This is a genomic window from Brachybacterium sacelli (assembly GCF_017876545.1).
GTDB lineage: Bacteria > Actinomycetota > Actinomycetes > Actinomycetales > Dermabacteraceae > Brachybacterium > Brachybacterium sacelli.
Map to the genome: position 1 here is coordinate 734,120 of NZ_JAGIOD010000001.1, position 24,480 is coordinate 758,599.

Sequence of the window (24,480 nt, forward strand, 5' to 3'; positions counted from 1 at the left end):
AAACAACTCCAAGATCCGGAGCGCACAACCAGGAGTTGAGGAGAATCGATGGACCTCGACGGAGTGCGCACGTTCCTGCTCGTCGCAGAGCTGGGACGGCTCCAGGACGCCGCCCCGGAGCTGGGCATCACTCAACAAGCAGCCTCCAAACGCCTCCGGTCTCTCGAGCGGCGCCTCGGAGCCACGCTGTTCACCCGCACACCGCGCGGGTTGCGACTGACGGTCGACGGACAAGCATTCGCGCCGCACGCACGGGAACTCGTGCTGGCCGCCGATCGGGCAGTCCGCTCGGTGGGCTCCGTCGATCGAGCGATCCGGGTCGACGTGACCAACCGTCGGATCGCCCCGGCCGTCGCCGTCGAGGACTTCCATCGGGCGTGCCCGATCTCGAACTGGACGTCGTGACCCTCCCCACCGGGCGCCTCGAGGACGCCGTGGACGGCGTCCGTGCCGGGTCTCTGGATGCCTCGTTCCGCGCCGTGACGATTCCGCGAGCGGAGATGCCCGCCGGGATCAGCACCGCCCGAGCAGTGGACCACGAGCTGGAGGTCCTCGTCGGCCCCCGCCACCCGCTGGCCCAGGAATCCTCTCTCGCGCCGTCCCGCCTGGCCGGCCATCGCCTCTGGATCCCCGGGATCGTCGCCGGCACCGAGTGGGCGCGCTTCTACGACGACCTCGGCGCAGCCTTCGGCCTCTCGATCGACAACCTGGGCCCCCATTTCGGCGACGAGGCACTGCTCGACCAGCTCTCCACCTCCCGCGACCTGGCCACGATCGTCGGGCGCCGGGACCGCTACCTGTGGCCCGCGCACTACGACCTCCGCCGTATCCCCCTGCGCGACCCCACGCCGATCTACCCCCACGCCCTGCTCTGGCGGACGGGCAACCCGCATCCCGGGCTATCCGCACTACGGGCGCACCTCTCCGGCGCGCGGCGCGCCCATGCGAGGCCGACCGACACCTGGGAGCCGGACTGGGGCGCGGCCGACACCGACATCCTCGACCCGGGGTGAGCGAGACCGCTCGGCGGATCTGTGGTGTGCTCACTGCCATGGACTCCCCCGACGTCGTGCTGGTGCATGGTCTCTATCACCAGCCCGCGCACTTCCAGCCGCTCGCCGAGGCGTTGCGGCGACGGGGCGCGAGCGTTCGCTCGCCGCGACTGCACCGAGGCTCGCTCGCCGCGGACACCGCCGCCGTTCAACGGGCGATCGACCTCTCCGTGACCACACCCGTCGTCGTGGGCCACAGCTATGGAGGGGCCGTGATCTCCGGTGTGAACGGGGCGGGCGCGCTCCTCTACCTGGCCGCCTTCGTCCCGGACGCCGGCGAGAGCTGCGCCGTTCTCGGCGGACCTGATGCGCCGGTCAATGCCTGGGTGCGTCCTCATCCGAGGGGCGGCACGTTCATCCCGCCGGACGTCGCGACCGACCTGTTCTATGCGGACTGCCACCCACGTGCGGCGGAACGCGCGACATCGCTGCTCGTGCCCCAGGCCTCCGGCCACGGACGAGGCGTCGTCCAGCGCGCCGCATGGAGGTACGTCCGAAGCCACTACGTCGGGTCCACAGAGGACCGCGCGATGAGTCCGGAGCTCCAACGTCAGCTGGCGCGCCGCTGCACCAGCAGTCAGGTCATCACGGCGGGCCACTCCCCGTACATCTCCCGTCCGGACGACATCGCAGACATCGTTCTCGGCCTGTGAACCGCGCCTGGACCGCATCGCATCGCTCCTCGCATCTGCCCCGGCGCGGAACCCGACACGTCGAAACACAGCAGACCCATTCGTGACCTGTGACGATGCAGCCACGAGGCGCACCTCTTCGTCCAGGAGGCGAGCGCTCGACTCCGTCGAGAAACGCTCCGAGAACGACGCCCGGACCCCACCCGCGGACGGGCTGCCACGACACCGCGAATTGGGGTCTCGACACCCCTTGCGCGGCGCCTTCCGCGGGGTCCAGAATTATCCGCAACAGGCCTGTTCAGGCAGGGAATCGGCGCATCCAGGGCGTGCCGTTCCCCGCCTGCCTGCGGTGTCCCGGACGACGTTCGGGCCGTATGAAAGGTGAGCGGGAGATGATCAGGAACATCGGACACGGGGTGCTCGAGGTCGCGCGGGCGATCGACACGGGTCACGCCATCAGGCACGGGCTCCCCCCGAAGACGTACCGGCACGGAGGGCCGACCGCTCTGCCGGCCGGCCCGGTCGTCCACGAAGCCCAGGCTCACGAGGAACCCACCATGGCGCCCTGAGCGACCAGGGCGCCCGCCGGGCACGCTGCCCGGCGGGCTGACGCGGGGGACTGCGGGTCACGGGTGCAGCACGATCTTCCCGACATGGCTCCTTTGGCCGAGCTCCTCCTGGGCGTCGGCCGCACGTTCCAGCGGGAACGCTGCCGCGATCACCGGGCGGATCGTGCCGCGGCGTGCGAGGTCCATCAGCAGGTCGAAGTGCTCGGGCGTGTGCATGCTGGAGCCGATCAGCTGAATGTTGTGCAGGTAGAGGCGCCGTACGTCGAGTGCGACCTCGTGCCCGCCGAGGGCCCCGGCGACGACCCAGCGGCCGCCCTCGCGCACCAGCGGGATCGCCTCGGCGACGAGGTCCCCGGCGACGACATCCAGGACCACGTCGACGCCGTCGGGCGCCAGGGCCTGCAACTGTGCGGGGATGCTCTCCGCACGGTCGATGACCTCGTGCGCACCCGCCTCGCGGACACCCGCACGCTTCGGCCCGCTGCTGACGGCCAGGACAGTGGCACCCCGAGCGCGCGAGCTGCACCGCGGCCAGGCCGACGCCACCGGAGGCTCCTGTCACGAGGACGACGTCCCCGGCTCGGACCCGCCCGCGCTCGATCATGCCCAAGGCGGTGCCGTAGGCGGTGGGGAGCGCGGCCAGCTGGTCGTCGGACAGCTCGGAGCCGGTCACGTCGTGGAGTCGCTCGAGCGGGGCGGTCACGTACTGGGCGTAACCGCCGTCCCGCTCGCTGCCCAGGAGGCCGACGGGATGGGCGTCCGGCCGCGAGGAGTCGTAGAGCGCCGGGTCGACGACGACGCGCCGTCCGATCGTGGTGGCGTCGCCGCCGGCTCCCACCGCGACGACGACGCCGGCGACGTCGGCGCCCTGGATCCGGGGGAACTCGAGCGGCCCGCGCCATCCGGCCCGTGCGTCCGGGTCCCCGGGCAGCCCGTAAGCGCCCTGCCTGGTCCACAGATCGGTGTTGTTCACCGCGACGGATCGCACCTGGACCAGGGCTTCCGATGCCGACGGGGTCGGAACGGGCACGTGGGCGACCTCCATCGTCTCCGTGCCTCCGTGCGCGGTGATCCGCACCGCGGTCATGGTCCGGGGAATGTTCATGGGTCGACCTCCTGGAGCTTCGTGCACGTCAGATCTCGCGCGGGCGGTCCGCCGTCGCAGCCGGCGGTGACAGCGCGTCCGTCGTATCGCTGACCGACGGCGCGCACACCCCGTGAGTAGGTAGACTAGTCTACCTACTCGTCGGAACTGACCGTCTAGATCTTCGGAGGAGACCTCATGACCCACAGACCTGCCGTCGTCTTCGACATCGGGGGCACGCTCCTGGACAGCACCGGCACCGTGCAGGCCGAGTGCCATGCCGTGCTCTCCCCCGTGCTCGGCACGACCGCGGCGGCCGAGTTCGCCGCGGCGTGGCAGCACCGGGTCGAGGCACGCACCGCCGAGATCGTCGCCGGCCAGGCGCCCTGGGCTCCCTCCGAGCGACTGCAGCACGAAGGGCTCGCCGGACTGCTCCCCCGCTACGACCTGGAGGTCGGCGGGGTCCAGTACGAGGCGCTGAATGGCGCGGGATCACGGTCGCAGGCATTCCCCGATGCGGCCGCGGGCCTGGCCTCCCTGGCCGAGCACGCGCAGGTGATCGGGCTGACCAACACGGACCTCGCGGCCTCCAGCGCCTCCTGCGCCGGAACCGGCCTGCGCTGGCACGCCCTGCTGTCGACCGACTCGGAGCGCACCCTCAAGCCGCGCCCCGAGGCGTACCTGCAGCCCGAGCGCCGGCTCGGGATCAACCCGGCCCGCAGCTGGTTCGTCGCCGCCCACCCCTGGGACCTCCGTGGCGCCGCGGAGACTGGTTACCGCTCCGTCTACCTGCCCCGGCCGCACGCCGACGGCCCGGAGCCCGAGGACGACTTCGACGCGACGGTCGCGTCCCTCGAGGAGCTCCTCGCCCTGGTGACGGGAGGAGCGGCATGAGCCCGGTGGCTCCCGCCCGCGACCGGCTGCTGGAGGCCGCGCACGAGCTGTTCTACGCCCATGGCATCGCCGCGACGGGCATCGACACGATCACCGCCCACGCCGGGGTGGCCCGCAAGAGCCTGTACAACAACTTCGCCTCGAAGGACGACCTCGTCTCCGCGTATCTCGAGGACCGCCACCAGCTGTGGCTCACCAGGTTCGCAGCCCGTCGGCGGGAGGCCTCGACGCCCCGCGAGCAGGTGCTCGCCGTGTTCGACGCCTACATCGACCACGCCGAGGCCGAGCACCTGGGGGGATTCCGCGGCTGCGGCCTGCTCAACGCCGCCGCGGAGCTGCCGGCCGGCTCCCTCGGGCGCTCGACAGTGCGTCGCCACAAGGAGGAGGTCGAGGACCTGCTGTGCGGCATGCTCACCGAGACGCGGGGCGAGGCGGAGGCCCGGCAGCTCGCCGAACACCTGTCGTTCCTGCTGGAGGGCGCGGTCTCCCGGGCCGGCCTCGAGGGCACCGCGGAGCGGCTGCGTCGCGCCCGCGCGATCGCCGAAAGCCTGGTGGCCGCGAGGTGAAGAGGGCAGCACCACGCCCGATCCTTGCCCTCCTGGTGACCTCCGTGCTGTGGGGGACAACGGGCACCGCCGCGACCTTTGCTCCGGAGGTCGGCCCGCTCGCCATCGGCGCGGCGGCGCTCGGCGTCGGAGGGCTGCTCCAGGCGGCCATCGCGGCGCGCTCCGTGCGCAGGGCCACGCCGGCGATCCGTTCCCAGACGGTTCCCTGGGTCCTCGGTGGCCTCGCGGTGATGGTGTACCCGCTGGCCTTCTACTCCTCGATGCACACGGCGGGCGTCGCGATCGGCACCGTGGTCTCCCTGGCTTCGGCCCCCATCGCCTCCGGCGTGCTGGAGGTGCTGGTCGACCGCACCCTTCCCGATCGCCGATGGGTGCTCGCCGCCGCCCTCGGCATCACCGGCGGCACACTTCTGTGCCTCACCGACGCTCCGGGCGGCGACATCGGGGCCGCCTCCGTGGGTCTCGGGGTCGCGCTCGGTCTGGTCGCAGGCACGTCGTACGCGACGTACTCCTGGGCGGTCGGTCACCTCATGCGCCGCGAGGTGCCCCGTGCCGCCGCGATGGGGTCGGTGTTCGGACTCGGCGGAGCATTGCTCGTGCCCGTGCTGCTGGTGACCGGTGCACCGCTGCTGACGGACGGGCGGACGCTCGCCGTGGGCGCCTACATGGCGCTGGTGCCGATGTTCCTCGGGTACGTGCTGTTCGGCTACGCCCTGACCGTCGTGCCGGCGCGCACGGCGACCACCGTGACTCTCAGCGAGCCTGCCGTGGCCGCACTGTTGGCGGTGCTCGTGGTCGGTGAGCGGCTACCCGTCGCCGGGTGGATCGGCCTCGCGATCATCGGAGGAGGCCTCGTCGTGCTCTCGCTTCCTCGACGCCGCGGCCGGAACACTCCCCAGGATCAGCCGATCACCGTGGTGGCGGCCGAGTAGATCCCCAGCCCGATGATGGCGATCGCGCTGATGAGCAGGGCGACGTGGAGGAAACGTCCGCCCCGCAGCTCCGGATCGATCCGCCCGCGCAGGTAGAGCGCGGAGACGGCCACCGCGGCCAGGAAGATCCCGCCCGCGATGCCGCCGACCATGATCATCACCAACGGCGAGTTGATCCATAGGAAGGTCAGCAGCCAGATCAGGGGCAGGACGACGATGAAGAACTGCATCCACCGATTGCGGCGCCGGCCGTCGGCCCAGTCGTAGACCCCGACGATGGACAGCGCGTTGGCCCAGGATCGCGACCAGGACGGGATCGCCGCCCAGATCGTGGAGCCGAGCGCGGCGAGCGCGCCCAGCAGGAAGATGATGCGTCCGGGCTCGCCGAACACCCCGGCGAAGGTCTCCGAGAGGGTCCGGATCATCTCATTGCCCTCAGGGAACAGTCCCTGCGGGTGCAGGACGGCGGCGCCGAGGATGTAGAAAGCGGCGGTCGAGACCGTGTAGATGACCCAGGAGACCATCGCGTCCTTCTGCATGACCGCGATCCACCCGCGGGCGCGCCGACGGTACTCCTCCGAGCCGTCGTTCGGCCCCGACCAGCGGGCATACCCCTTCTCCAGGCACCAGTACGTGTACGCGGTGATCTCCTCGGAGGCCACGCCCGTCAGCCCGAACATCGTCAGCGCCACGCCGATCGCCCCGATCGGGAGCTGGAAGCTGACCCCCGAGGCCAGCTCGGCGCCGGAATAGGCGTACTCGCTGAACGGCAGTGCGATGACGACGAGGACGGTGACCACCACGAAGGTCATGGTCAAGACGGTGGCCACGTTCTCGATGAGCCCGTACCGGTTCGAGATCAGCGTCGCGATCGCGGCCAGCGTGACCACGACTCCCCAGATGGTCATCGAGGTCGGCGACAGCGGGCCGAACCCCAGGGGCATGAGGATCGACAGCGCCCCGGCCATCCCGCCGATCAGGCCACCGGTCTGGACCAGCTTGCTCACCGCCATCAGCGCCCACATCAGGAAGACCCAGCTGACGGGGCCCACCCGGGGCGGGACCCGGTTGTAGCCCTCCATCGCCCCCTCGCCGGTGACGATGGAGTAGCGGGCCATCTCCGTCTGGACCGCGACCTTGACGATGGTGGAGACGAACACGAGCCACAGCAGCACGAAGCCGGCCTGGGCACCGAGCGAGGTGGCGGTGATGAGCTCACCGGCCCCGACCACGGAGGCGGAGACGATCAGGCCCGGGCCGAAGAACTTCGAGGAGGCTCGCCACCCGATCGGAGGATCCTTCACCGCCGAGGGGTCCAGGGCGTACGGGTCGCCGCTGACGAATCGTTCGGGAGGGGTGCCCTCGCGGTCGGGGGCGGGGATGGACGCGGTCATCGACGTCTCCTGGTCACGGGGGAATGCGCAGCGGTGCGCCGGGAATCCTCCGGCGACAGGACCGACGGCCCCCGCCGAGGGACCTCCCGAGTTTTCCAGGCCCGGTCGGAGGAGGCAAAGAGACATCCGGCCGCTGGACGGGCCTGCTCCGGCTGAGGGCTCGCGGTGGCATCAGCACTCGGTGAGAACACGGCCCCGGTCACCTGATCCTCCAGTCACATCGCATCATGCATCCATTGATGCATGCATTAGGGTGGAAGGCATGGAGTCCCTGGAACTGCCGTGGCTGGATGCGTCCGAGCGTCGACCGCTCGCCGACCGCATCGCCGCCTCCGTCGCCCGCTCGATCGCCGACGGGGACATCGACCCAGGCGATCTGCTCACCGAGGTCGACGTCGCTGCGGAGCACGGCGCGAGCAGGACCCCTGCCCGCGAGGCGATGCTGAAGCTCTCGGCATGGGGCCTGGTGCGGCTGGTCCCGAAGAAGGGCGCACTGGTCACGAGCCCCACCGCGCGAGAGCGTCAGGAACTGCTGTCGGTGCGCTCGATGCTCGAGGGCCATGCCATCGCCCGCATCGTCGGGGACGACGAGATGCGCATGAGCCTGCTCGAGGCGCTCGAGCCGATCCTGGCGGACCAGGCCGACAGCGTCGGCCGCCCGGCGGAGTTCGCCGTCCACGACCACGCCTTCCACCTGCGGATCATCCGCCACGAGCGGAACAGCGTCGTCGAGGAGATCATCGCGTCCCTCGCCCCGCGCCTCTACCGTCTCTCCCGCCTCGCGGTCACCGCGGCGACGGCCGACCTCACCGCCCTCCATCGCGAGCACGTCGAGCTGACCGACGCCGTGCGGCGCCAGGACGTCGCGGCGTTCCGCGACCTCATCGACCGCCATCTCACCTCCGGACACGAGCACTACGAGGTCGGGAAGTGAGCCGACCGCAGGTCCCCGACTGGCTGCGAGTCGCCCCGACCGGTTTCGTGCTCGCCTGGGGCGGCAATCACTTCACCCCGCTGCTGCACGTGTACGAGTCGCTGGGCGGCTACGCGCCGTGGCAGGCGAACCTGCTGCTGGGGATGTACGTGGTGGGCCTGGTCCCCGGCATGCTGCTCGCCGCCGCGCTCTCGGACCGCCACGGGCGCAAGCCCCTGGCCATCGCCGGCCTGGCCAGCGCCGCTCTCGCCTCCGTCCTGCTCGCGGTGGGGATGGAGAGCTTCGTGGAGCTGTGCGTCGGCCGCGTCCTGGCGGGCATCGGGGTGGGCGTCGGCATGTCCGTCGGCTCCAGCTGGATCAAGGAGCTCTCCGCCGCGCCGCACGACCGCGCCGCCACCGCGACAGCCGGGGCCCGCCGCTCCTCGATGACCCTCACCCTCGGCTTCGCGATCGGCGCCGGCGTGACCGGTTCGCTCGCCCAGTGGGCGCCGCTGCCGGGGCAGTTGCCCTACCTCGCCCACCTCCTACTGTGCCTGCTGGCGTCGGCTGCGCTGGTCAGCGCCCCGGAGAGCCTGCCCCGCGAGCTGCGTGCCCGCGGCGCGCTCCGCGACGACCTGCGGGTCCCCTCCACGGGCCACCCCACGTTCCGGCGCCTGGTGCTGCCGGCCGCACCCTGGGTGTTCGCCGCCGCCGGCGTCGCCTACGCGATCCTCCCCAGCACCGTCGAGGACCGGATCGGCAGCGCCGCGACGATCTACGCCACCGGACTGACAGTGCTCACCCTCGGCATCGGCGCCCTCGCGCAGGGCACCGTCGGCCTGCTGAACCGCCTCACCCGCGGGCGCGCTCTGCTGGTGGGGATGAGCGGCATGACCGCCGGGATGATCCTGGCCGCCGTGGCGAGCGACCTGGGCAGCCCCGTGTTCGTCGTCGCCGTGGCCGCCCTGCTCGGGGCGTCCTACGGGGTGTGCGTGGTCGCCGGGCTGATCATCGCCCAATCGCTCGCGACCCCGCGCGACCTGGCCGGGATCACCGGGGTGTACTACTCGCTGTCCTACCTCGGCTTCCTGCTGCCCACGATCCTCGCTGCACTCACCCCCGTCCTGCCGTACACCGGCGGGCTCGTCGTCGTTGCCGTGATCTGCGCTCTCTGCCTGACGCTGGTGGGCTGGGGACTGCGCCGCCCACCGGGTGCAGGGGCGGCCGACGGGACGGAGCTCGAGGCCCGCGACCCGCTGCCGGCCCCGGAGGATCTCACCGTCGGTCGCTGAGGGCGCCCCCGGCCGCACCCCATCGTCGGTCGGTGACAGCGCTCCCGGCCGCCCCCACCTCGCCGCTCACCCCTACGGGGGTGAGCCGCCTCTGCCTGTCCGGACCACTCAGGCGTGACCGACGAGACAAACTTGCACTGTATGCAAACATGCACCCAGTGCAATATTCTGGGTCTCGTCGTCGACCGGAACCCGCGCCGGCGACCCCGACGGACGTACGACGAGGAGGGTTGCCATGTCCCGGACGGACACACCGAGGACGCCAGGCCTGCGCGAACGCAAACGCGAGCAGCTGCACGCGACGATCGAGCAGGCGGCCCTCGACCTCATGACCCGCCACGGGTACCAGGACGTCACGGTCGAGATGATCTGCGAGACCGCACAGGTCTCTCGCCGCACCTTCTTCAACTACTTCGGCTCGAAGGAGGCCGTGGTCATCGGCCACGACCCCGGCCCGATCCCGGAGGACGTGCAGGAGGCCTTCGTCCACGGACCCCGCGGCAGCATCCTCGCCGACCTCGCCCACATGCTCCTCGCCGCCCTCGAGGAGCGGCCCCGTCACATCTCCCCGGAGACCTGGCGCGCCCGCCTCGAGCTCATCCGCAGCGATCCGACGCTCGCCAAGGCGCTGGCCGACCAGGTCGCCGCCAAGAACGACGACCTCGAGGCCCTCGTCTCCCGGCGCATCCGCACGCGATACGCCGCCTCCGGGATGACCCCGGGGACGGCCGAGACCGCCGAGGTGCTGATCGCCCGCCAGACCGGGTTCATCGTCGCCATGTGGTGGGGCATCGCCCGCTACGCCATCCAGACCTCGGTCGAGAACCCCGAGACCAGCACCGAGGAGCTCATCGAGTCCCTCCTCGACACCTTCACCCTCATCCAGGAAGCAGAGCTATGACCACCCTCCAGACTGCTGCTCCCGCGCCCGCCGCGCGCCGGGAGAGCGGCAGCGGCACCCGCCTGGTCCCGCTGTTCGCCGGGCTCCTCGTCGCGATGTTCCTCGCGGCGCTGGACCAGACCATCTTCTCCACCGCCCTGCCCACGATCGTGGGCGATCTCGACGGGGTCGACCAGATGCTGTGGGTGACCACGGCCTACCTGCTCGCCTCGACGATCATGATGCCCATCTACGGCAAGCTCGGCGACCTCATCGGCCGCAAGCCCCTGCTGCTCTTCGCACTCAGCGTGTTCGTCGCCGGATCGCTCGTCGGGGCGCTCGCCGGGAACATGAGCGTGCTCATCATCGGTCGTGCCGTCCAGGGCATCGGCGGCGGCGGGCTGATGCTGCTGGCGCAGGCGATCATCGCCGACGTCGTCCCCGCCCGTGAGCGCGGAAAGTACATGGGCGTCATGGGCGCCGTGTTCGGACTGTCCTCGGTGATCGGCCCGCTGCTGGGCGGCTGGTTCACCGAGAGCCTGAGCTGGCGCTGGGGCTTCTGGCTGAACGTGCCGCTGGGGATCCTCGCGATCCTCGCCGCGGTGTTCTTCCTGAAGCTGCCCAAGACCTCGCAGCGCGCCCGCCTGGACGTCCTCGGCATCGCCACCATGGCGATCGCCGTGACCTCGCTGATCCTCGCGACCTCCTGGGGTGGCAACACCTACGAGTGGGGCTCCTGGCAGATCATCGGGCTGTTCGTGGCCACAGCCGTGTTCGGCGCCCTGTTCGTGCTGGCCGAGCGCTTCGCCGCCGAGCCGATCATCCCGCTGCACCTGTTCCGCAAGCGCAACTTCGTGCTCACGACGGTCGCTGCCCTCGTGATCGCCATCGCCATGTTCGGCGCCATCGGCTACATGCCCACCTATCTGCAGATGTCCACGGGCGTCAGCGCGACCGAGTCCGGTCTGATGCTGCTGCCGATGGTGGCGGGCCTGCTCATCACCTCGATCGCCTCGGGCCAGATCGTCTCGCGGACGGGCCGCTACAAGTGGGCACCGATCCTGTCGATGCTGATCGCCGCGCTCGGCGTGTTCCTGCTGTCCACGATGCAGGCCGACACGGCCACCTGGGTGATCATGGCGCACATGTTCGTGCTCGGCGCCGGGCTGGGCATCGGCATGCAGAACCTGGTGCTCATCGTGCAGAACACCTTCCCGAGCTCCGAGGTCGGCACCGCGACCGCGTCGAACAACTTCTTCCGCCAGATCGGTGCCTCGCTCGGGTCGGCGGTCGTCGGCTCGGTGTTCACCAGCCGCCTCACCGACCTGCTGAGCGAGCGCATGCCCGCCCAGGCCGCGGCCCAGATGGGCGGCGGCGGGGACACCAACTCGCTCACCCCGGAGCTCGTGCAGTACCTGCCCGAGAAGATCCAGGACGTCGTCGTCGGCGCCTACACCGACGCGCTGACCCCGGTCTTCCTGTGGCTGGTCCCGCTGCTGGGCGCGGCCTTCGTGATCGTGCTGTTCATCAAGGAGGTCCCGCTGGCCACCACGGTCGACGCCTCGGGCTCGACCGACGCGGCCACCGCTCCCACCGCAGCCGCCACGGCCACCGGGGCCCTCGCCCCGCTGCCGGGTCGGAACGAGGAGGACCTGCGCCTGGGCCTGGTGCTCTCCCTGATCGTCCAGCGTGCCCGCACGGCGGATTCGGACTCCGAGCTGACCATCGCCCTGGCCCGCCTCGCCGGCGACCACCCGGGCAGCACCTCGGAGCGCGCCGAGCATGCGGTGCGCACGCTGATCACCCCGGCGGCGCTCGCCCTCCTGGACGGCGCCGACGGCGACCCCGGCACGGAGCGCCCCGGGCGTCACCGCGCCCAGGACGCCCAGGGCACCGACACCGCCTCGGAGCCCGCCCTCATGACCCCTCAGCTCGCTGCCCAGTCCTGAGCAGCCTCTCGAAAGGACCTACCTCGTGACTCGTCGATTCGTCGGAGCGATCGCCTCGCTCCTCGCCCTGATGGCCGGACTCTGGCTCACGCTCTCGCCCTTCGCCCTCGGCTTCCAGCCGGAAGATGCCGACTGGACCGACGCGACCCTGACCGATGTGTGGACCGGCCTGCCGCTGGCACTCGTGGGCCTCGTGGGCCTGATCGTCTTCGCCAGCTCCCTGCGCACCCACATGGTGCAGGCCGGCTACATCACGCCGCGCCCTGCGCCGGCGCCCGCCCCGGTCCAGCCGGTCGCGCCCGCCGCCACCTCTGACAGCTCCCGCGAGATGGACGCCATGCTCGAGCCGCTGATCGCGGCCCTGGCCCGCGACCTCGACCGTGAGAGCACCGACCCGACCTCCTCCGCCCCGGAGGCCACCACCCACCGCGAGTACGGCCGCAGCGCCGTGGGCACCGACACCGGCGCCCAGGCTGCCGTCGCCGCCGACCGCTGATCGCGAAGGAGACACTGCCATGACTGAGAACCTGCAGAACACCGCTGCATCCGCTCCCACTGCTACGCCCTCCGAGGGGCGGGCCGCCGCCCGCGTCGCCGAGCCCCTCAACGTGCTCGACAAGGTCGGGATGGGCATCCTGAGCCTGCTCGGACTGAGCGGGCTGTGGATGATGCTCGCCCCGTTCCTCGTCGGTTTCCAGAACCGCGGCGCCGACTGGACGGCCAGCACGACCAACGACTTCGTCGTCGGCCTCGTGCTCGCCGTGCTGTCCCTGGCCGCCGTGGTGACCGTCCTCGGCGGCGGACTCGCCGCCGTCGCGCGCACGGCGCAGCAGCGGGCCGCCCACGAGGACGCCTGAAGCCCCCTCCACCGGGGGCCGAGCCGCCCCGTACGACCAGACGGCCGCAGCGTCCCTCCCCGGGAGGCTGCGGCCGCTCTCGTGCCGCGGTCGATCTCGGCACGGCGCCGCGTCGAAACACTGGTGCCCGGCCGGCATGTCGCGCATAGTGGTGTCCGACGAGGGCCGGCGCGCCGGCCCCGAGTCCGCGCCGGGCCGTAAGCACCGGGTGAGGAGACGCTGTGAGACACCGCCGCCGAGCCGGTCACCGGCTGGAGCTGGACTCCCTGCCGCCTGCCGTCGCCACCGCTCTCGACGCGGCGATGCGCGGCGAGGAGGTCACGCTCACCAGGTCCGGTGACGCGCTCGGCACTCTCGGGTTCCGCTCCTCGACCCTGGAGGGCACGGTCCTCGCCGAGCCTGATCACCCTGAGGATCAGGCTCCGGCTCCGGAGGGAGTCACCGTGGTCGCGACGGCGATGCAGCTCTCAGAGACCGCGCGCGGTCGGCTCTCCGACGAGCTCGGGAGCGAGTACGTCGTCCTGGACCTCCACGAGGCGCCGGCCAGCACGGACGTCCTGCTCGTCCCGCCGCTCAGCCCGCAGCTGCTCGGGGCGCTGTGCCGGCAGTTCCCCCGCGCCCGGGTGCTGATCACGGAGATCGAGGACGAGGAGCTCGGCGTCCACTACGCCGGGCCCGTCACCCGGATGCTCGAAGCGGGAGCCACCGCGTACCTCCCACCGCGACCGCTGCCCGAGACCGCCACCGCCGTCCACTCCCACCTGACCAGGAGCGACCGCGCCGCACTCGAACCGCCCCGGGCCGATGCCGACCAGGTGGAGTCCGACGACGACAGGCACCTCCTTGAGTGACGACCGGCTCGCCCTGGCCCACCGCCTGCGGGCGCGGTGAGGGGTTTCAGCCTTTGATGGAGCCTTCGGTGAGGCCGCCGCGCCAGAAGCGTTGCAGTACCAGGATGAGGATCGCCAGCGGGATCACCGACAACAGGGCACCGCCGGTTGTGAGCTGGTAGAACTCCGGCAGCCGGTCGGTCTGGGCCCGCCAGTTGTCCAGCCCCAGCGTGATCGGATACAACTTCTCGTCCGCCAGCATCACCAACGGCAGCATGTAGTTGTTCCAGATCGCCACGAACTGGAACAACACGATCGTCACGATCGCCGGCGTCAACTGCGGCAACGCGAGACGGTGGAACAACCCCAGCTCCCCCACCCCATCGATCCGGCCCGCCTCCAACAACTCATCAGGCACCGCCGCACTGGCGTAGATCGAGGCCAGGAACAACCCGAACGGGCTCACCAGCGACGGGATCAACACCGACCAGTACGTGTTCGTGATCCCGATCGAGCTGAACAAGAAGAACAACGGCAACGCCACCGCCGTACCGGGCACCAGCACCCCACCCAGCACCAGGACATAGACGAAACGTCGCCCCGGGAAACGGTACTTCGCCAGCGCGTACCCCGCGGCGACCGCGAAATACGTCGCCAGCACCGACCCCACCCCGGCATACAGCACCGAGTTCACCGCCCAGCGGGGGAAGATACCGCCGTTGGCCGACAGCACCGCCTTGATGTTCTCCCACAGCTGGAAGCTCTCCCCGAACCAGAACCCACTGGTGCCGAACAGATCCTCCGTCGACTTGGTGGCATTGATGACCACCCAGTACACCGGGACCAGGAAATAGATCGCCACCACCGCCAAGATCGCGGTGACCAGGATCGTCGTCGTCGGCTTCCGCCCCGCATCACGAGTCCCGGCCCGACCATCCCCCTCCCGCGCACGCGCCGGGGACGCCTTCCGCCGCCCCGCCACGGGATCCTGCCTGTGCTGCGTATCGTTCGAGGTGGTCATCGACGCTTCTCCGTCCACGAGGAGATTCCCAGCGCGACCGCTGAGAGGAGGAACGCGGAGACCGCGATGATCACGGCCTGCGCGGCCGCCATACCCACATCGTTGTACTGGAACGCGAAGGCATAAGCGGACATATTCGGGGTGTACTCCGAGGTGATCCCCGCACTCATCGTCTGCATCAACCGCGGCTCGGCGAACAGCTGCAGCGTCCCGATGATCGAGAAGATGATCGTCAACATCAACGCCGGCCGGATCAACGGCAGCTGGATCGCCATCGCCACCTTGAACCCGCTGGCACCGTCGATCTTCGCCGCCTCGTACAACTCACCCGGGATCGCCTTCAGCTGCGCAATGATGATCAACATGTTGTACCCCGTATACGTCCAGGTCACGATGTTCGCGATCGACCACAACACCATGTTCGGGCCCAGGAAGTCGATCTCCAACCCCACCCAGCCCAGCACGTCCACGATCGGCGACAACCCCGGGATGTACAGGAACGACCACAAGATCGTCGCGATCACCCCCGGGATCCCGTACGGCAAGAAATACGTCGCCCGGAAAAAGCCCGGCCACTTCGCGTTCGCCGTCTCCAACAACAACGCCAACACCGTCGCCGCCACGATCATCACCGTGACCTGCACGATACCGAACAGGACCATCCGCCCGATCGACTCCACGAAGTTCGCATTCGACAACGCCTTCACGTAGTTCTCGAACCCCGCGAAACTATTCGTGAGACCACCCTCACCCAACAACCCCGACCGCTCCACCGAACTGAACGAATACCCGATCGCCATCACGATCGGCACGATCATCGTCCCGATGAAAACCACCAGAAACGGAGCCAACAACACCCACGGAGCACTCCTCGACCTCATCGCGCCTCCTCCGCATCCAAACCCATATCCCGCATGATCTGCACGATCTCCCGCTGCGAGTTCGCGAACATGTCCGTCAGCGACACCGTGCCGTTGGCGGCGCCCGTCATCCCGTCACCGATGATCGTGCTGACCCGCTGCATGAGCGGCGCCCAGGTCCAGTCGAGATTCTGTCCCTCCGCCATCGGCACGATCACCTCTTCGTTGTAGCTCTGGCCCGAGAAGAACTCGGACGGCTGCTTCCGGGCCTCTCCGATGTAGTCCTTGGCCGTCGACCAGCCGATGCCGGAGTACTCGATCATCGCGTCGATCCCTTCCGGCTCCGTGCACATCCAGGTCAGGAACTCGACCGCCTCGGCCGGATGCTTGCTGTTGGCCAGGACCACGGCGGACGAGCTGCCGGAGACCCCGGAGGCGTAGCCGACCCCGCTCCCCCACACGGGCATGGGCGCCACCGCCCATTTCCCGGAGCCACCGGGCACCGATTCGATCAGGGCGTCGGCCCAGGAACCGCTGATGGAGGCGAGCACGTTTCCTTCCGCGGCGGCGGCGTACCACGGGGTCGTCTGCGGACCGTAGTTGGTGTTGATGATCTTCTCCGCGAAGATCTGGTCCCAGAACTCCGCGACGCGCATCGAGGGCTCGTCGGTCATGTCCACGATCCACCCGTCGCCCTCGGGGCGGAACCAGGTGGCGCCGGACTGCATGACCCAGGCGATCGGGGCGTACCCGTCGGAGGGGTCCAAGGTCAGGAAGCTCTTGCCGGCCTCGGAGACGATTCCCGCAGTCTCGTGGAACTCCTCCCAGGTGGCCGGCGGGCGCAGCCCCAGCTCCTCCTCGAGCACCTCCCGGTTGTAGAAGGTCGCGACCGGGCCGTAGTCCTGCGGCACCGCCCAGATGCCATCCGCGACCTTCACCTGGTTGATCGCGCTCGGCTCGAACTGGTCCTCCTGCTCCGCGAAGCCATAGCGTGCCAGGTCCGTGAGCGCCCCGGCGAGGGCGAACTCGGGCACCGACCGCATGTCGACGTGGCCGATGTCGGGGCCGCCACCGGCCGCGACCGCGGAGAGCATCTTGGCGTAGCCGCCGCCATCACCGCCCGGAATCCACGTCACCTCGACCTGGATCCGATCCTGGAACCCGTTGAAGATGTCGCAGACCTTCTGCAGATCCTTGTACCAGGACCAGTACGTCAGGGTCACGGGGGCGTCGGACGCAGGAATCGTGGGTTCGACGTTCACCCCGTTCTGGGCGGGCGGCGCGCACGCGGCCAGGGCAGAGGCCGTCAAGGCCGCCCCGGTTCCCGCCAGCGCGGAACGTCGTGTCAGGCGTGACATCGGTGCTTGTCAATCCTCCTCGTCGAGGGACGCGACCACAGTGTGGTCGGGAAACTTCTCCGTCTCTGCGTCGACGGATTCTTGACCGGACCTGCCCCGGTGCTGCGGCGGATCACCCTGGCACTGGGATGCCTTGATACCGAGCGAGTGCGACGTCCAGACGGATCTGCGAGCGCCGGATCCGGCGGGACGTCGCACTCGATGCGCGGTGGCGCGCCGTACCCCGACGCCCGCGGCCCGGGTCAGGCCGTCGCAGGTACGTCGGTGAGGGTGATGGCGTGGGGGTCGAAGTCGGCGGGCATGGGTTCGACCTCGGTGAAGGTGGAGTCGACGTCGATGATCGACCCCTCGGAGATGGCGGTCTCGATGGCGACCATGACGTCCAGGACGTGGGCGGCGATCTCTCCCTGAGCGCGGTGGGGAACACCGGCACGGATCGCGCGGGCCATCTCCAACACACCCAGCCCCCGCCCGGTGGTCGCCCCCGTGGCCGGCACCGGGGACGCCGACTCCCCGCGATAAGCGGTCAGCGCCGAATCACCCTCGAACACGTTGGGGTCGGGGAACGCGAGAGTCGCCTCGGTGCCGTAGACCTCGACGAACCCGGCCCGCTTGTGCGGGGAGTCGAAACTCAGCAGCACCGTCGCGTTCTGCCCCGAGGCGAAGCTCAACAGCGCCGCCACCTGAGTGGGCACCGTGACGTCGAAGACCTCACCAGCCTTGGGACCCGAACCGATGGTGCGCTGCTGACGCGCCCGGGAGCCGACCGCGGACACGCGCGTGACGGGGCCGAGGGCGAGGACCAGGGTGGTCGCGTAATACGGGGCGATGTCATACAACGGCCCCGCCCCCTCCTGGAACAGGAACGCGGGATTGGGATGCCAGTCCTCCGGGCCCGGGGTCTGGAACAGGGTCAGCGCGCTGGCCGGGGCCCCGATCGAGCCGTCCCGCAGGGTCCGCAGCGCGGTCTGGATCCCCGCGCCGAGCACCGTGTCCGGGGCGCCGCCCACGCGCACGCCCGCCGCGTCAGCCGCCTCCAACAGAGCCTTCGCGTCGGCGGGCTCGGTGGTGATCGGCTTCTCCGTCCACACATGCTTACCCGCCGCCACGATCGAACGGGAGACCTCGGCGTGGGCGGTGGGGATCGTCAGGTTGATGACGATCTCCACCCCGGGATGATCCAGCACGTCCTGCGCAGTGCCGGACGCGGGGACACCGAACTCCTCGGCGCGCTGCGCGGCGGCCTCGGGAAACAGGTCACCGACGATGTGGACGACCACATCCGGGAACGAAGTCAGGTTCTTGAGGTACTCGGCAGAGATCGTGCCGGCACCGATGAGGCCGACACCGACAGGACGAGCGGGAGCTGACGTATACAGGAGAATCTCCTCGTGAGGACGGACTGGACGATCGACGACGGGGTCTGCCTCGGCACGTAGGCACCCCGACGAGGGCTTCGTCGACGTCCGTCCTGACCGCTCCGGCGCGAAGCTCAGAGGGCGACGGGAGCGCCGTGGACGCCGCGAAGAGCCGATGAGCACCGTGGGCGCTTAATCGGTTCGGAGATTATTCCCACGTCGTAGAGGTGATGTCAAAAGGGTGACACCGACCGAGAACCTGGGCGGCGAGCAGCCCCCGAAGCGCTCCACGTGATCGCAGGTCAAGCCCCGGATCGGGGACGGGATACCTGGATGGAGACGGGCTCGCAGTCGCCCCGGTGGAATGCACACGTCGGCTTTTGGTCGACGAAGTCCGAGGGACCCGGACCTGTCACTCTCTCGGGCCCCCCAACGCGTCCGCGAACTCGCGCAGGTGCCGGGTGAGGTAGCGACGGTCCGACTCCGCCCAGCCGATGGCGCGCTCGGCGTGGCCACGGCGTCCGGCCTCCCGTCGGGGGTCGTCGAGAACCGCCGTCTCGGCAGTGATGATGCTCTGCTGCGCCCTCCCGATGGCACCGAGCACGCCGTCAGCCGTCATCGTCGGGTCGTAGGCGTCGCGGAAGGCACGCAGCCGCGCGGCCTGCTCGGCAGCGGTGGTCCCGCCGTGGTCCCCGGCGCACCAGGTCCAGGCGGCGTAGCCGAAGTCGTCGAGGGGCTCACCCACGCGGGAGGAGTCCCAGTCGATGAGGGCGACGGGCATCCCGTCGCGGCAGACCACATTGAAGGGGCCGGGGTCGCCGTGGAGCAGGGCCGTGGCGGAACCCGAGGCATCACGGCGCGTCGTGAGGTCATGGAGCTCGCGGAGGATTCCGCCCATCGCGGCGTACGACCGCTCGTCGCGCTGCACGGGATGCTCCGTGGTCTCCCCCTCGATGTACTCGAAGGTGTCACGCCTCTGGGCATCGATCCCGAAGTAGCGCGCGACATACGGGAAATCATGAGCGTTCAACCAGGTCACCGCGGCGGCGGCGAACTCGGACCTCGATCCTCTGGGGCGCCGCACGGTTCCCCCGACACGGACCACCCCCACCGTCGTGTTCCCACCTTCCAGCGGCACGTCCATGGGGCCATCCTGCCCACCCGCACGCCCCCACGCTACGGCTTTTCCGGTCTCAATCGCGCTCGACGGGGCACCCGCCCTTCAGGATCGTCGTGAAGGCTTCGTCGGGGCGGGACAGCAGCGAGATGTCCGCGAGGGGGTCGCCGTCGACGAGCACGAGGTCGGCGACCGCCCCCTCCTCGACGACGCCGAACGTCCCGGGATAGGGGTTCCGCTCACCGGAGAGCTGGAGCAGCTCCGCGTTGTGCAGCGTCGCCTGCTGGAGCGCCTGCGCCGGGGTGTACCAGCGGGTGAGCTTCGCCAGCTGAGCGCCCTGCCGCGTGGCCAGTTTCGCGTCGAAGAGGGTGTCGGTGCCGAACGCGACCTTGATGCCGTGGTCGATGGCGAGCTGGTAAGCACGGTCGGTGCCGGCGACCATCGCCAGCTGCTTGCGCTTGTTGGGCCCGGTCATCGGCACCGCGTCCTCGTCGTCCAGGAAGGGCTGCAGGCACCACCACACGTCGTGCTCGGCCAGGAGCGCGGCGGTCTCCTCGTCGATGAGATGACCGTGCTCGATGCATCGCACCCCGGCCTCCACCGCCGTCCGGATCGCCCGGGGCGTGTACGCGTGCACGGTCACGTAGGTCCCCCAGTTCTCTGCGGCCGAGACCGCTGCTCGCATTTCGGTGACCGTGTACTGCGAGACGTCCAGCGGGTCGTAGTGGGAGGCCACCCCGCCGCCTGCCATGAGCTTCAGCTGCGAGGCGCCCTGTCGGAGCACTTCCCGGGAAGCGCGCAGCACCTCGGCCTCACCATCGGCGATCACGGCCGCACCGGCCGTCTCACTGTGGCTGAGGTGGCCGGACACGCCTCGGGGCACCTCGTGCGGCATGCGGAAGTCACCGTGCCCGCCGCTCTGCGAGATGAACGCTCCCGAGGGGTGGATGCGGGGGCCGGGCGTGATGCCGTCGTCGATCGCCTTCTTCAGCCCGTGCGTCGGCCCGCCCAGATCGCGGACCGTCGTGAATCCGCGCTGGAGAGCACTCCGGGCGCCCACGACGGCCGTGGCGAACAAGTACCCGGCATCGCCCGACATCGCCGCGCCCGGCGCGATCGAGGCGAAGGCGGCATGCCAGTGGGCGTCGATCAGGCCCGGGATCAAGGTTCTGCCGGTCCCGTCGATCACTGTCGCCGCAGCGGGGCCCGTCGGCCGTGCATCGCCCGGTGACTCGAGCGAACGGATCGTGCCCTCGGCGATCTCGACGTCGTACGGTCCGGTGTTCTGCCCCGCCCGGCTGTCGAAGACTGTGACGTTCTCGATCCTGATCGTGCCGCTCACTGTGAACTCCCGTCTCGTGACACTGCGTCCGGCACTCTACTCCCGAGTAATCAGTCAGGGTCGCCGGCGCCGGCGACCCGGGCCCGGTCGCCCTCCCCCAGGTTGCCGGCAAAATCCCTGGCCCCGCTCCGCGCGGTCGCGGAGGATGAGTGGCGTGCAGAACTGCGACGTGTTCCTCCGCCCGTGCACGGGCGCCGACCTGGCCGTGCTGGAGGCCTGGGCACCCACCGGCAACAGTCGGACCCATGCGATGAGGTTCTCTCACCAGGAGGCCGGGACCAGCACGTACTACCTGGCCGCCTGCCGGCAGGAGCCGGGCGCCATCGTCGGCACCTGCGAGCTCCGCTGGGACGGGTGCGCGGCGAGCGAGGTACCCCGATGCCCGGAGGCGAACGGGCTCCAGGTGTGGCCCCCAGTGCTCCAGTCCCACGGGATCGGGACGCAGATGCTCGGCCTGCTCGAGCACGGGGCCCGGGAGCGCGGTCATCACACGCTCGGTCTGGGCGTCGGTGACCCGCGGCCGAAGCGGCTCTACCTGCGGCTCGGCTACGTGGACACCGGTCAGGACTACCTCGACCGCTATACCTGGATCGACGAGCACCACGAGGAGCATCACGTCGCCGATCGGGCCCGGTGGATGATGAAGCCGCTCACCGGCGGCCGGCTCGAGGCCGGTCGTCTCTGAGGGGCCACCTCGAGCGCTGAGCGCGGAAAGTCCGTGGACTCGCACCGGGGACCGACGTAGCATCGACCCCGTGCATCTGATGACGCGAAGTAACGCGGGCCGCTAGGTCCGCCCCGTCCCACCCCCTGCCCACGGAGACGTGCGGGGGGCCGGATGATGCGCCGGCCGGCGGCAACGCTGGCATTTCTCCCGGTCATCGCGGCACTGCCGCGCGCTCAGAGATCAAAGGCGCATCATGCCCCCTGCTCGTCATCCCGTCACGTCCGAACCCGTCATCCGGGCCGAGTCCCTGTCGAAGTCCTACCGCCGCCACCACCAGGATCCTGGTATTCACGGTGCGCTGAGAGCCTTCGCGCACCGCCGCACCGAAGAACGCCTGGCGCTGGCCCCGCTCGATCTCGAGGTCGCCCCCGGCGAGTTCGTGGGACTGCTGGGGCCCAACGGTGCCGGCAAGACCACCGTGGTCAAGCTGTGCTGCGGTCTCGTCCGCCCCACCGCCGGCACGGTGAGTGTGCTCGGGCACGAGCCCGCGCGGCGCCGCGCCGAGTTCCTGCAGTCGATCGCCGTGGTGTTCGGGCAGAAGTCGATGCTGTGGTGGGACGTTCCCACGGTCGACTCGATGCTCGTGCACAAGGCGATGTACGCCCTGGACGGGCCGACGTACCGCCGCCGCGTCGGCGAGCTCACCGAGGTCCTGTCGCTGTCCGAGGTGCTCGACGTCCCCGTGCGTCGCCTCAGCCTCGGCGAGCGCATGCGGTGCGAGCTCGCCCTGTCGCTGCTGCATTCTCCTCGCCTGCTGTTCGCCGACGAGCCGACCATCGGGCTCGACGTCACCGCGAAGCAGGCGCTGCGGGGGATGCTCGCGCGCACCAATGAAGCGCTCGGCACCACGGTGGTGCTGACCAGCCATGACATGGACGACGTGGAAGCGCTGTGCCGCCGGATCCTGCTCGTCTCCGGCGGGCATCTCACGTTCGACGGGGACGTCGCCGGGCTGCGGGCGCGGATCGCTCCCCGGCGGCTGATCCGCGCTGTGGTCGAGAATCCGCTGCGACCCGAGGATCTGCCGGCGGGGGCGCGGCTGCTCGATCCGCGCACCATCGGCCTCGAGGCGTCGGAGGAGGAGCTCGAGGACGCCGTGGCCTCGGTCCTCGCCCTCGGCGGCCTCCGAGACCTGAGCGTGCAGGAGGTCGACCTGGAGGCGGTGATGGCTCGCGCGTACTCCGAGCAGGCCGGTGCGGGCGCGGAGCGGGGGCAGCGATGAGCTCGATGACCGCCGCGTCGCCGCGCCCGGTCGGGTCCTCTCGCACGCTGTTGGCCACCGGCCTGGCGCTGTTCGGGCGGGACCTCACGGTGACGCTGACGAATCGGGCCTGGGTGGTGCTGCTCCAGCTCGGGGCGGTCGCCCCGCCCGTCGTCTCCCTTCTGGTGTGGACCGGCGCGATCGCCCGCGGTGCGACCCCGCCGGTGCCTGCGGACCGGATCGTCACCTGGTTCGTGCTGGTCGCGGTGGTCTCCATGGTCACCTCGAGCTGGACGGCGTCCTTCCTCGCCGAGGACATCCGCACCGGCGGCCTCTCGATCTGGCTGGTGCGGCCGTGCCCGGCCCTCGCCCATCTCGTGGCCAACAATCTGGCGGAGAAGGCGGTGAAGCTCCTCGTCCTGCTGCCGATGGTCGCCGCGCTCGGGCTCGTGGTCCATCGGCAGGTGCGCCTGCCGGCGGATCCGGCCCTCTGGGCCGCGGCGCTGGCCGCCGTGATCTGCGCGGCGGTCCTCGGCTTCGTGCTCGATGTGCTCGTCGGCTGCCTGGCGTTCTGGTTCGAGGACGTCGAGGGCGTGCAGGGGATCGTGACCCTCGCCCAGCGGCTGCTGTCCGGGGCGGTCGTCCCGCTGATGCTGCTGCCGGCCGGGGTGCAGGACGCCGTGCGTTTCCAGCCCTTCCGTTTCACCCTCGCGTACCCGCTCGAGGTCCTCACCGGCTCCGGCACCGCCGAGCTCGCGGACTGGCTCGCGCTGCTGGGATGGACCGGTGCCGCGCTCGCGGTGCTCGCCCTGGTGTGGTCGCGGGGCGTGCGACGCTACGAGGCGGCCGGGGCATGATCGGCCGCCTCGCGTCGTGGTGGCTGGCGTGCTGGCGCCAAGCGATCAGCCGCGACCTGCAGTTCCGCACCCAGACGGTCCTCATCGCGCTCGGCGCCCTGGTGGACGTGGCGATCTCCCTGGTGCCCGCGCTGGTCCTCGCCCAGACCGCCCGGACCACAGCCAGCGGGTGGGACGAATCCACGGCCGTGCTGGTGGTGGGCCTGTTCACGATCGCGACCGCCGCACTGGACACCGTGCTCGGCCCGAATCTGCTGCGCCTGGACGCGGCAGTGCGCACCGGGGAGCTCGACCTCCTGCTGATCCGGCCGATCCCCGCGTTCCTCGCCCTGACCCTGCGCTGGGTGCGCCCCGCGGAGGCGACGCGGCTGCTGGTGGGAGTGGCGCTGGTGCTCGGTGCGCTGGGGACGGCCGGCGAGGTGCCGTCGATCGGCGGCGTCCTCGGCAGCCTGGTGCTCATGGTCCTCGGCGTCGTCGCGTGGTCGCTGTTCTGGGTCAACGCGAGCTTCCTGTCCTTCTGGTGGGCTTCGGCCGAGCCCGTGCAGGACATCATCGGTGCCCTGCGCGAGTCCGGGCAGTACCCGCGGGCGGCGTTCCGGCGCCTGCCGCTGCTCGGCTTCACGACGCTGGTGCCCTCACTGCTGCTGGCCACCCTGCCGGCGCAGGTGCTGCTGGGTGGTGACCTGGGCGGTCCTGTGCTCGGCGGGTCGATGGTGGCGGGGATCGGGAGCGCACTCACGGCCGTGCACTGGCGACTCGTGATCCGGCGCTACGACAGCGCGAGCAGCTGAGGTC

General features: G+C 70.3%; 26 protein-coding genes and 1 pseudogene. 18 read left to right on the forward strand and 9 right to left on the reverse strand.

The genetic code is table 11. From position 1 onward, the window contains the following. The first annotated feature begins 48 nt into the window (after positions 1-48). The 4 genes from JOF43_RS03195 (at position 49) to JOF43_RS03210 (ending at position 2,253) form a co-directional block, all read left to right on the forward strand. Complete coding sequence (locus JOF43_RS03195) at positions 49-405, forward strand: LysR family transcriptional regulator (protein ID WP_209898997.1); 357 nt, start codon at positions 49-51, stop codon at positions 403-405. After that, entirely contained in the window at positions 378-1,013 is a 636-nt protein-coding gene (locus JOF43_RS03200) for a LysR substrate-binding domain-containing protein (RefSeq protein WP_209898999.1), read from the forward strand. Before JOF43_RS03195 ends, JOF43_RS03200 begins: the two co-directional genes overlap by 28 nt. Continuing rightward, positions 1,010-1,705 carry an alpha/beta fold hydrolase gene (locus tag JOF43_RS03205; RefSeq protein ID WP_209899002.1) on the forward strand — a complete coding sequence of 232 codons (696 nt, stop codon included), beginning with the start codon at positions 1,010-1,012 and terminating at the stop codon, positions 1,703-1,705. Before JOF43_RS03200 ends, JOF43_RS03205 begins: the two co-directional genes overlap by 4 nt. A gap of 371 nt (positions 1,706-2,076) precedes the next feature. Next, entirely contained in the window at positions 2,077-2,253 is a 177-nt protein-coding gene (locus tag JOF43_RS03210; protein WP_209899005.1) for a hypothetical protein, read from the forward strand. 57 nt (positions 2,254-2,310) lie between these two features. Here the strand turns inward: JOF43_RS03210 and JOF43_RS22435 are convergent, their stop codons facing one another. Continuing rightward, complete coding sequence (locus JOF43_RS22435) at positions 2,311-2,799, reverse strand: zinc-binding dehydrogenase (RefSeq protein WP_342592074.1); 489 nt, start codon at positions 2,797-2,799, stop codon at positions 2,311-2,313. Positions 2,800-2,938: 139 nt separating this feature from the next. Next, positions 2,939-3,616, reverse strand: a pseudogene (locus JOF43_RS23255) (alcohol dehydrogenase catalytic domain-containing protein); the annotation flags it as partial. On the opposite strand from JOF43_RS23255, the gene JOF43_RS03220 reads away from it, so the two are divergent. Genes JOF43_RS03220 through JOF43_RS03230 form a run of 3 tightly spaced genes read left to right on the forward strand, consistent with a single transcriptional unit; the run spans position 3,536 to position 5,729 of the window. Continuing rightward, positions 3,536-4,231 carry an HAD-IA family hydrolase gene (locus tag JOF43_RS03220; protein WP_209899007.1) on the forward strand — a complete coding sequence of 232 codons (696 nt, stop codon included), beginning with the start codon at positions 3,536-3,538 and terminating at the stop codon, positions 4,229-4,231. The pseudogene JOF43_RS23255 and the gene JOF43_RS03220 overlap by 81 nt on opposite strands. Beyond that, complete coding sequence (locus tag JOF43_RS03225) at positions 4,228-4,797, forward strand: TetR/AcrR family transcriptional regulator (RefSeq protein ID WP_209899009.1); 570 nt, start codon at positions 4,228-4,230, stop codon at positions 4,795-4,797. The genes JOF43_RS03220 and JOF43_RS03225 overlap by 4 nt, the downstream gene beginning before the upstream one ends. Before the next feature lie 35 nt (positions 4,798-4,832). Next, positions 4,833-5,729: a DMT family transporter gene (locus tag JOF43_RS03230; protein ID WP_465251458.1), complete on the forward strand. Its 897-nt coding sequence runs from the start codon at positions 4,833-4,835 to the stop codon at positions 5,727-5,729. Here the strand turns inward: JOF43_RS03230 and JOF43_RS03235 are convergent. Next, positions 5,699-7,123 carry an Nramp family divalent metal transporter gene (locus tag JOF43_RS03235; protein ID WP_209899016.1) on the reverse strand — a complete coding sequence of 475 codons (1,425 nt, stop codon included), beginning with the start codon at positions 7,121-7,123 and terminating at the stop codon, positions 5,699-5,701. The two genes, JOF43_RS03230 and JOF43_RS03235, sit on opposite strands and share 31 nt — an antisense overlap. Positions 7,124-7,385: 262 nt before the next feature. Between JOF43_RS03235 and JOF43_RS03240 the strand changes: the two genes are divergently transcribed. From JOF43_RS03240 to JOF43_RS03270, 7 genes are all read left to right on the forward strand, one after another. Then, the gene (locus JOF43_RS03240; RefSeq protein ID WP_209899019.1) at positions 7,386-8,057 is read left to right on the forward strand and encodes a GntR family transcriptional regulator; all 672 of its coding nucleotides are present in this window, start codon (positions 7,386-7,388) and stop codon (positions 8,055-8,057) included. Beyond that, positions 8,054-9,328, forward strand: coding sequence for an MFS transporter (locus tag JOF43_RS03245; protein WP_209899023.1), 1,275 nt, complete (start codon positions 8,054-8,056; stop codon positions 9,326-9,328). Before JOF43_RS03240 ends, JOF43_RS03245 begins: the two co-directional genes overlap by 4 nt. Before the next feature lie 235 nt (positions 9,329-9,563). After that, positions 9,564-10,229: a TetR/AcrR family transcriptional regulator gene (locus JOF43_RS03250; RefSeq protein ID WP_209899026.1), complete on the forward strand. Its 666-nt coding sequence runs from the start codon at positions 9,564-9,566 to the stop codon at positions 10,227-10,229. Continuing rightward, positions 10,226-12,157, forward strand: a complete 1,932-nt coding sequence (locus tag JOF43_RS03255; protein ID WP_209899029.1) for an MDR family MFS transporter — start codon at positions 10,226-10,228, stop codon at positions 12,155-12,157. Before JOF43_RS03250 ends, JOF43_RS03255 begins: the two co-directional genes overlap by 4 nt. A gap of 25 nt (positions 12,158-12,182) precedes the next feature. Then, positions 12,183-12,653 (forward strand): hypothetical protein, encoded by a 471-nt coding sequence (locus tag JOF43_RS03260; RefSeq protein WP_209899032.1) that lies wholly within the window; start codon positions 12,183-12,185, stop codon positions 12,651-12,653. A 19-nt stretch (positions 12,654-12,672) separates the two neighbouring features. Further along, positions 12,673-13,014 carry an SPW repeat domain-containing protein gene (locus JOF43_RS03265; RefSeq protein WP_209899035.1) on the forward strand — a complete coding sequence of 114 codons (342 nt, stop codon included), beginning with the start codon at positions 12,673-12,675 and terminating at the stop codon, positions 13,012-13,014. Positions 13,015-13,235: 221 nt separating this feature from the next. Then, positions 13,236-13,865: a hypothetical protein gene (locus JOF43_RS03270; RefSeq protein WP_209899037.1), complete on the forward strand. Its 630-nt coding sequence runs from the start codon at positions 13,236-13,238 to the stop codon at positions 13,863-13,865. A gap of 46 nt (positions 13,866-13,911) precedes the next feature. Here the strand turns inward: JOF43_RS03270 and JOF43_RS03275 are convergent, their stop codons facing one another. From JOF43_RS03275 to JOF43_RS03300, 6 genes are all read right to left on the reverse strand, one after another. After that, the gene (locus JOF43_RS03275) at positions 13,912-14,865 is read right to left on the reverse strand and encodes a carbohydrate ABC transporter permease (protein WP_209899040.1); all 954 of its coding nucleotides are present in this window, start codon (positions 14,863-14,865) and stop codon (positions 13,912-13,914) included. Next, on the reverse strand, positions 14,862-15,746 hold the full coding sequence (locus tag JOF43_RS03280) for a carbohydrate ABC transporter permease (RefSeq protein ID WP_209899043.1): 885 nt from the start codon (positions 15,744-15,746) through the stop codon (positions 14,862-14,864). Before JOF43_RS03280 ends, JOF43_RS03275 begins: the two co-directional genes overlap by 4 nt. Next, entirely contained in the window at positions 15,743-17,083 is a 1,341-nt protein-coding gene (locus JOF43_RS03285) for an extracellular solute-binding protein (RefSeq protein WP_209899046.1), read from the reverse strand. Before JOF43_RS03285 ends, JOF43_RS03280 begins: the two co-directional genes overlap by 4 nt. 242 nt (positions 17,084-17,325) lie before the next feature. Continuing rightward, positions 17,326-18,462 (reverse strand): Gfo/Idh/MocA family protein, encoded by a 1,137-nt coding sequence (locus tag JOF43_RS03290; RefSeq protein WP_209903053.1) that lies wholly within the window; start codon positions 18,460-18,462, stop codon positions 17,326-17,328. 391 nt (positions 18,463-18,853) lie between these two features. Next, positions 18,854-19,585: a phosphotransferase family protein gene (locus JOF43_RS03295; protein ID WP_209899049.1), complete on the reverse strand. Its 732-nt coding sequence runs from the start codon at positions 19,583-19,585 to the stop codon at positions 18,854-18,856. A 49-nt stretch (positions 19,586-19,634) separates the two neighbouring features. Then, positions 19,635-20,900, reverse strand: coding sequence for a metal-dependent hydrolase family protein (locus JOF43_RS03300; protein WP_209899052.1), 1,266 nt, complete (start codon positions 20,898-20,900; stop codon positions 19,635-19,637). A 154-nt stretch (positions 20,901-21,054) separates the two neighbouring features. Here JOF43_RS03300 and JOF43_RS03305 point away from each other — a divergent pair, with 154 nt between their 5' ends. The 4 genes from JOF43_RS03305 to JOF43_RS03320 all read left to right on the forward strand — a co-directional run bounded on the left by JOF43_RS03305 (position 21,055) and on the right by JOF43_RS03320 (position 24,476). After that, positions 21,055-21,585, forward strand: a complete 531-nt coding sequence (locus JOF43_RS03305; RefSeq protein WP_209899055.1) for a GNAT family N-acetyltransferase — start codon at positions 21,055-21,057, stop codon at positions 21,583-21,585. Between the two features lie 235 nt (positions 21,586-21,820). Beyond that, positions 21,821-22,849, forward strand: coding sequence for an ABC transporter ATP-binding protein (locus JOF43_RS03310; protein WP_209899058.1), 1,029 nt, complete (start codon positions 21,821-21,823; stop codon positions 22,847-22,849). After that, positions 22,846-23,685 (forward strand): ABC transporter permease, encoded by an 840-nt coding sequence (locus JOF43_RS03315; RefSeq protein WP_209899061.1) that lies wholly within the window; start codon positions 22,846-22,848, stop codon positions 23,683-23,685. The genes JOF43_RS03310 and JOF43_RS03315 overlap by 4 nt, the downstream gene beginning before the upstream one ends. Further along, positions 23,682-24,476: an ABC transporter permease gene (locus tag JOF43_RS03320; RefSeq protein ID WP_209899064.1), complete on the forward strand. Its 795-nt coding sequence runs from the start codon at positions 23,682-23,684 to the stop codon at positions 24,474-24,476. The genes JOF43_RS03315 and JOF43_RS03320 overlap by 4 nt, the downstream gene beginning before the upstream one ends. Positions 24,477-24,480: the final 4 nt, after the last annotated feature.

What these genes read in the sequence shown, in the direction of transcription:
- JOF43_RS03195 (WP_209898997.1), top strand. Translation starts at nt 49, where the DNA reads ATGGACCTCGACGGAGTGCGCACGTTCCTGCTCGTCGCAGAGCTGGGA.
- JOF43_RS03210 (WP_209899005.1), top strand. Translation starts at nt 2,077, where the DNA reads ATGATCAGGAACATCGGACACGGGGTGCTCGAGGTCGCGCGGGCGATC.
- JOF43_RS03220 (WP_209899007.1), top strand. Translation starts at nt 3,536, where the DNA reads ATGACCCACAGACCTGCCGTCGTCTTCGACATCGGGGGCACGCTCCTG.
- JOF43_RS03225 (WP_209899009.1), top strand. Translation starts at nt 4,228, where the DNA reads ATGAGCCCGGTGGCTCCCGCCCGCGACCGGCTGCTGGAGGCCGCGCAC.
- JOF43_RS03235 (WP_209899016.1), bottom strand. Translation starts at nt 7,123, where the DNA reads ATGACCGCGTCCATCCCCGCCCCCGACCGCGAGGGCACCCCTCCCGAA.
- JOF43_RS03240 (WP_209899019.1), top strand. Translation starts at nt 7,386, where the DNA reads ATGGAGTCCCTGGAACTGCCGTGGCTGGATGCGTCCGAGCGTCGACCG.
- JOF43_RS03250 (WP_209899026.1), top strand. Translation starts at nt 9,564, where the DNA reads ATGTCCCGGACGGACACACCGAGGACGCCAGGCCTGCGCGAACGCAAA.
- JOF43_RS03255 (WP_209899029.1), top strand. Translation starts at nt 10,226, where the DNA reads ATGACCACCCTCCAGACTGCTGCTCCCGCGCCCGCCGCGCGCCGGGAG.
- JOF43_RS03265 (WP_209899035.1), top strand. Translation starts at nt 12,673, where the DNA reads ATGACTGAGAACCTGCAGAACACCGCTGCATCCGCTCCCACTGCTACG.
- JOF43_RS03275 (WP_209899040.1), bottom strand. Translation starts at nt 14,865, where the DNA reads ATGACCACCTCGAACGATACGCAGCACAGGCAGGATCCCGTGGCGGGG.
- JOF43_RS03280 (WP_209899043.1), bottom strand. Translation starts at nt 15,746, where the DNA reads ATGAGGTCGAGGAGTGCTCCGTGGGTGTTGTTGGCTCCGTTTCTGGTG.
- JOF43_RS03285 (WP_209899046.1), bottom strand. Translation starts at nt 17,083, where the DNA reads ATGTCACGCCTGACACGACGTTCCGCGCTGGCGGGAACCGGGGCGGCC.
- JOF43_RS03295 (WP_209899049.1), bottom strand. Translation starts at nt 19,585, where the DNA reads ATGGACGTGCCGCTGGAAGGTGGGAACACGACGGTGGGGGTGGTCCGT.
- JOF43_RS03310 (WP_209899058.1), top strand. Translation starts at nt 21,821, where the DNA reads ATGCCCCCTGCTCGTCATCCCGTCACGTCCGAACCCGTCATCCGGGCC.
- JOF43_RS03315 (WP_209899061.1), top strand. Translation starts at nt 22,846, where the DNA reads ATGAGCTCGATGACCGCCGCGTCGCCGCGCCCGGTCGGGTCCTCTCGC.
- JOF43_RS03320 (WP_209899064.1), top strand. Translation starts at nt 23,682, where the DNA reads ATGATCGGCCGCCTCGCGTCGTGGTGGCTGGCGTGCTGGCGCCAAGCG.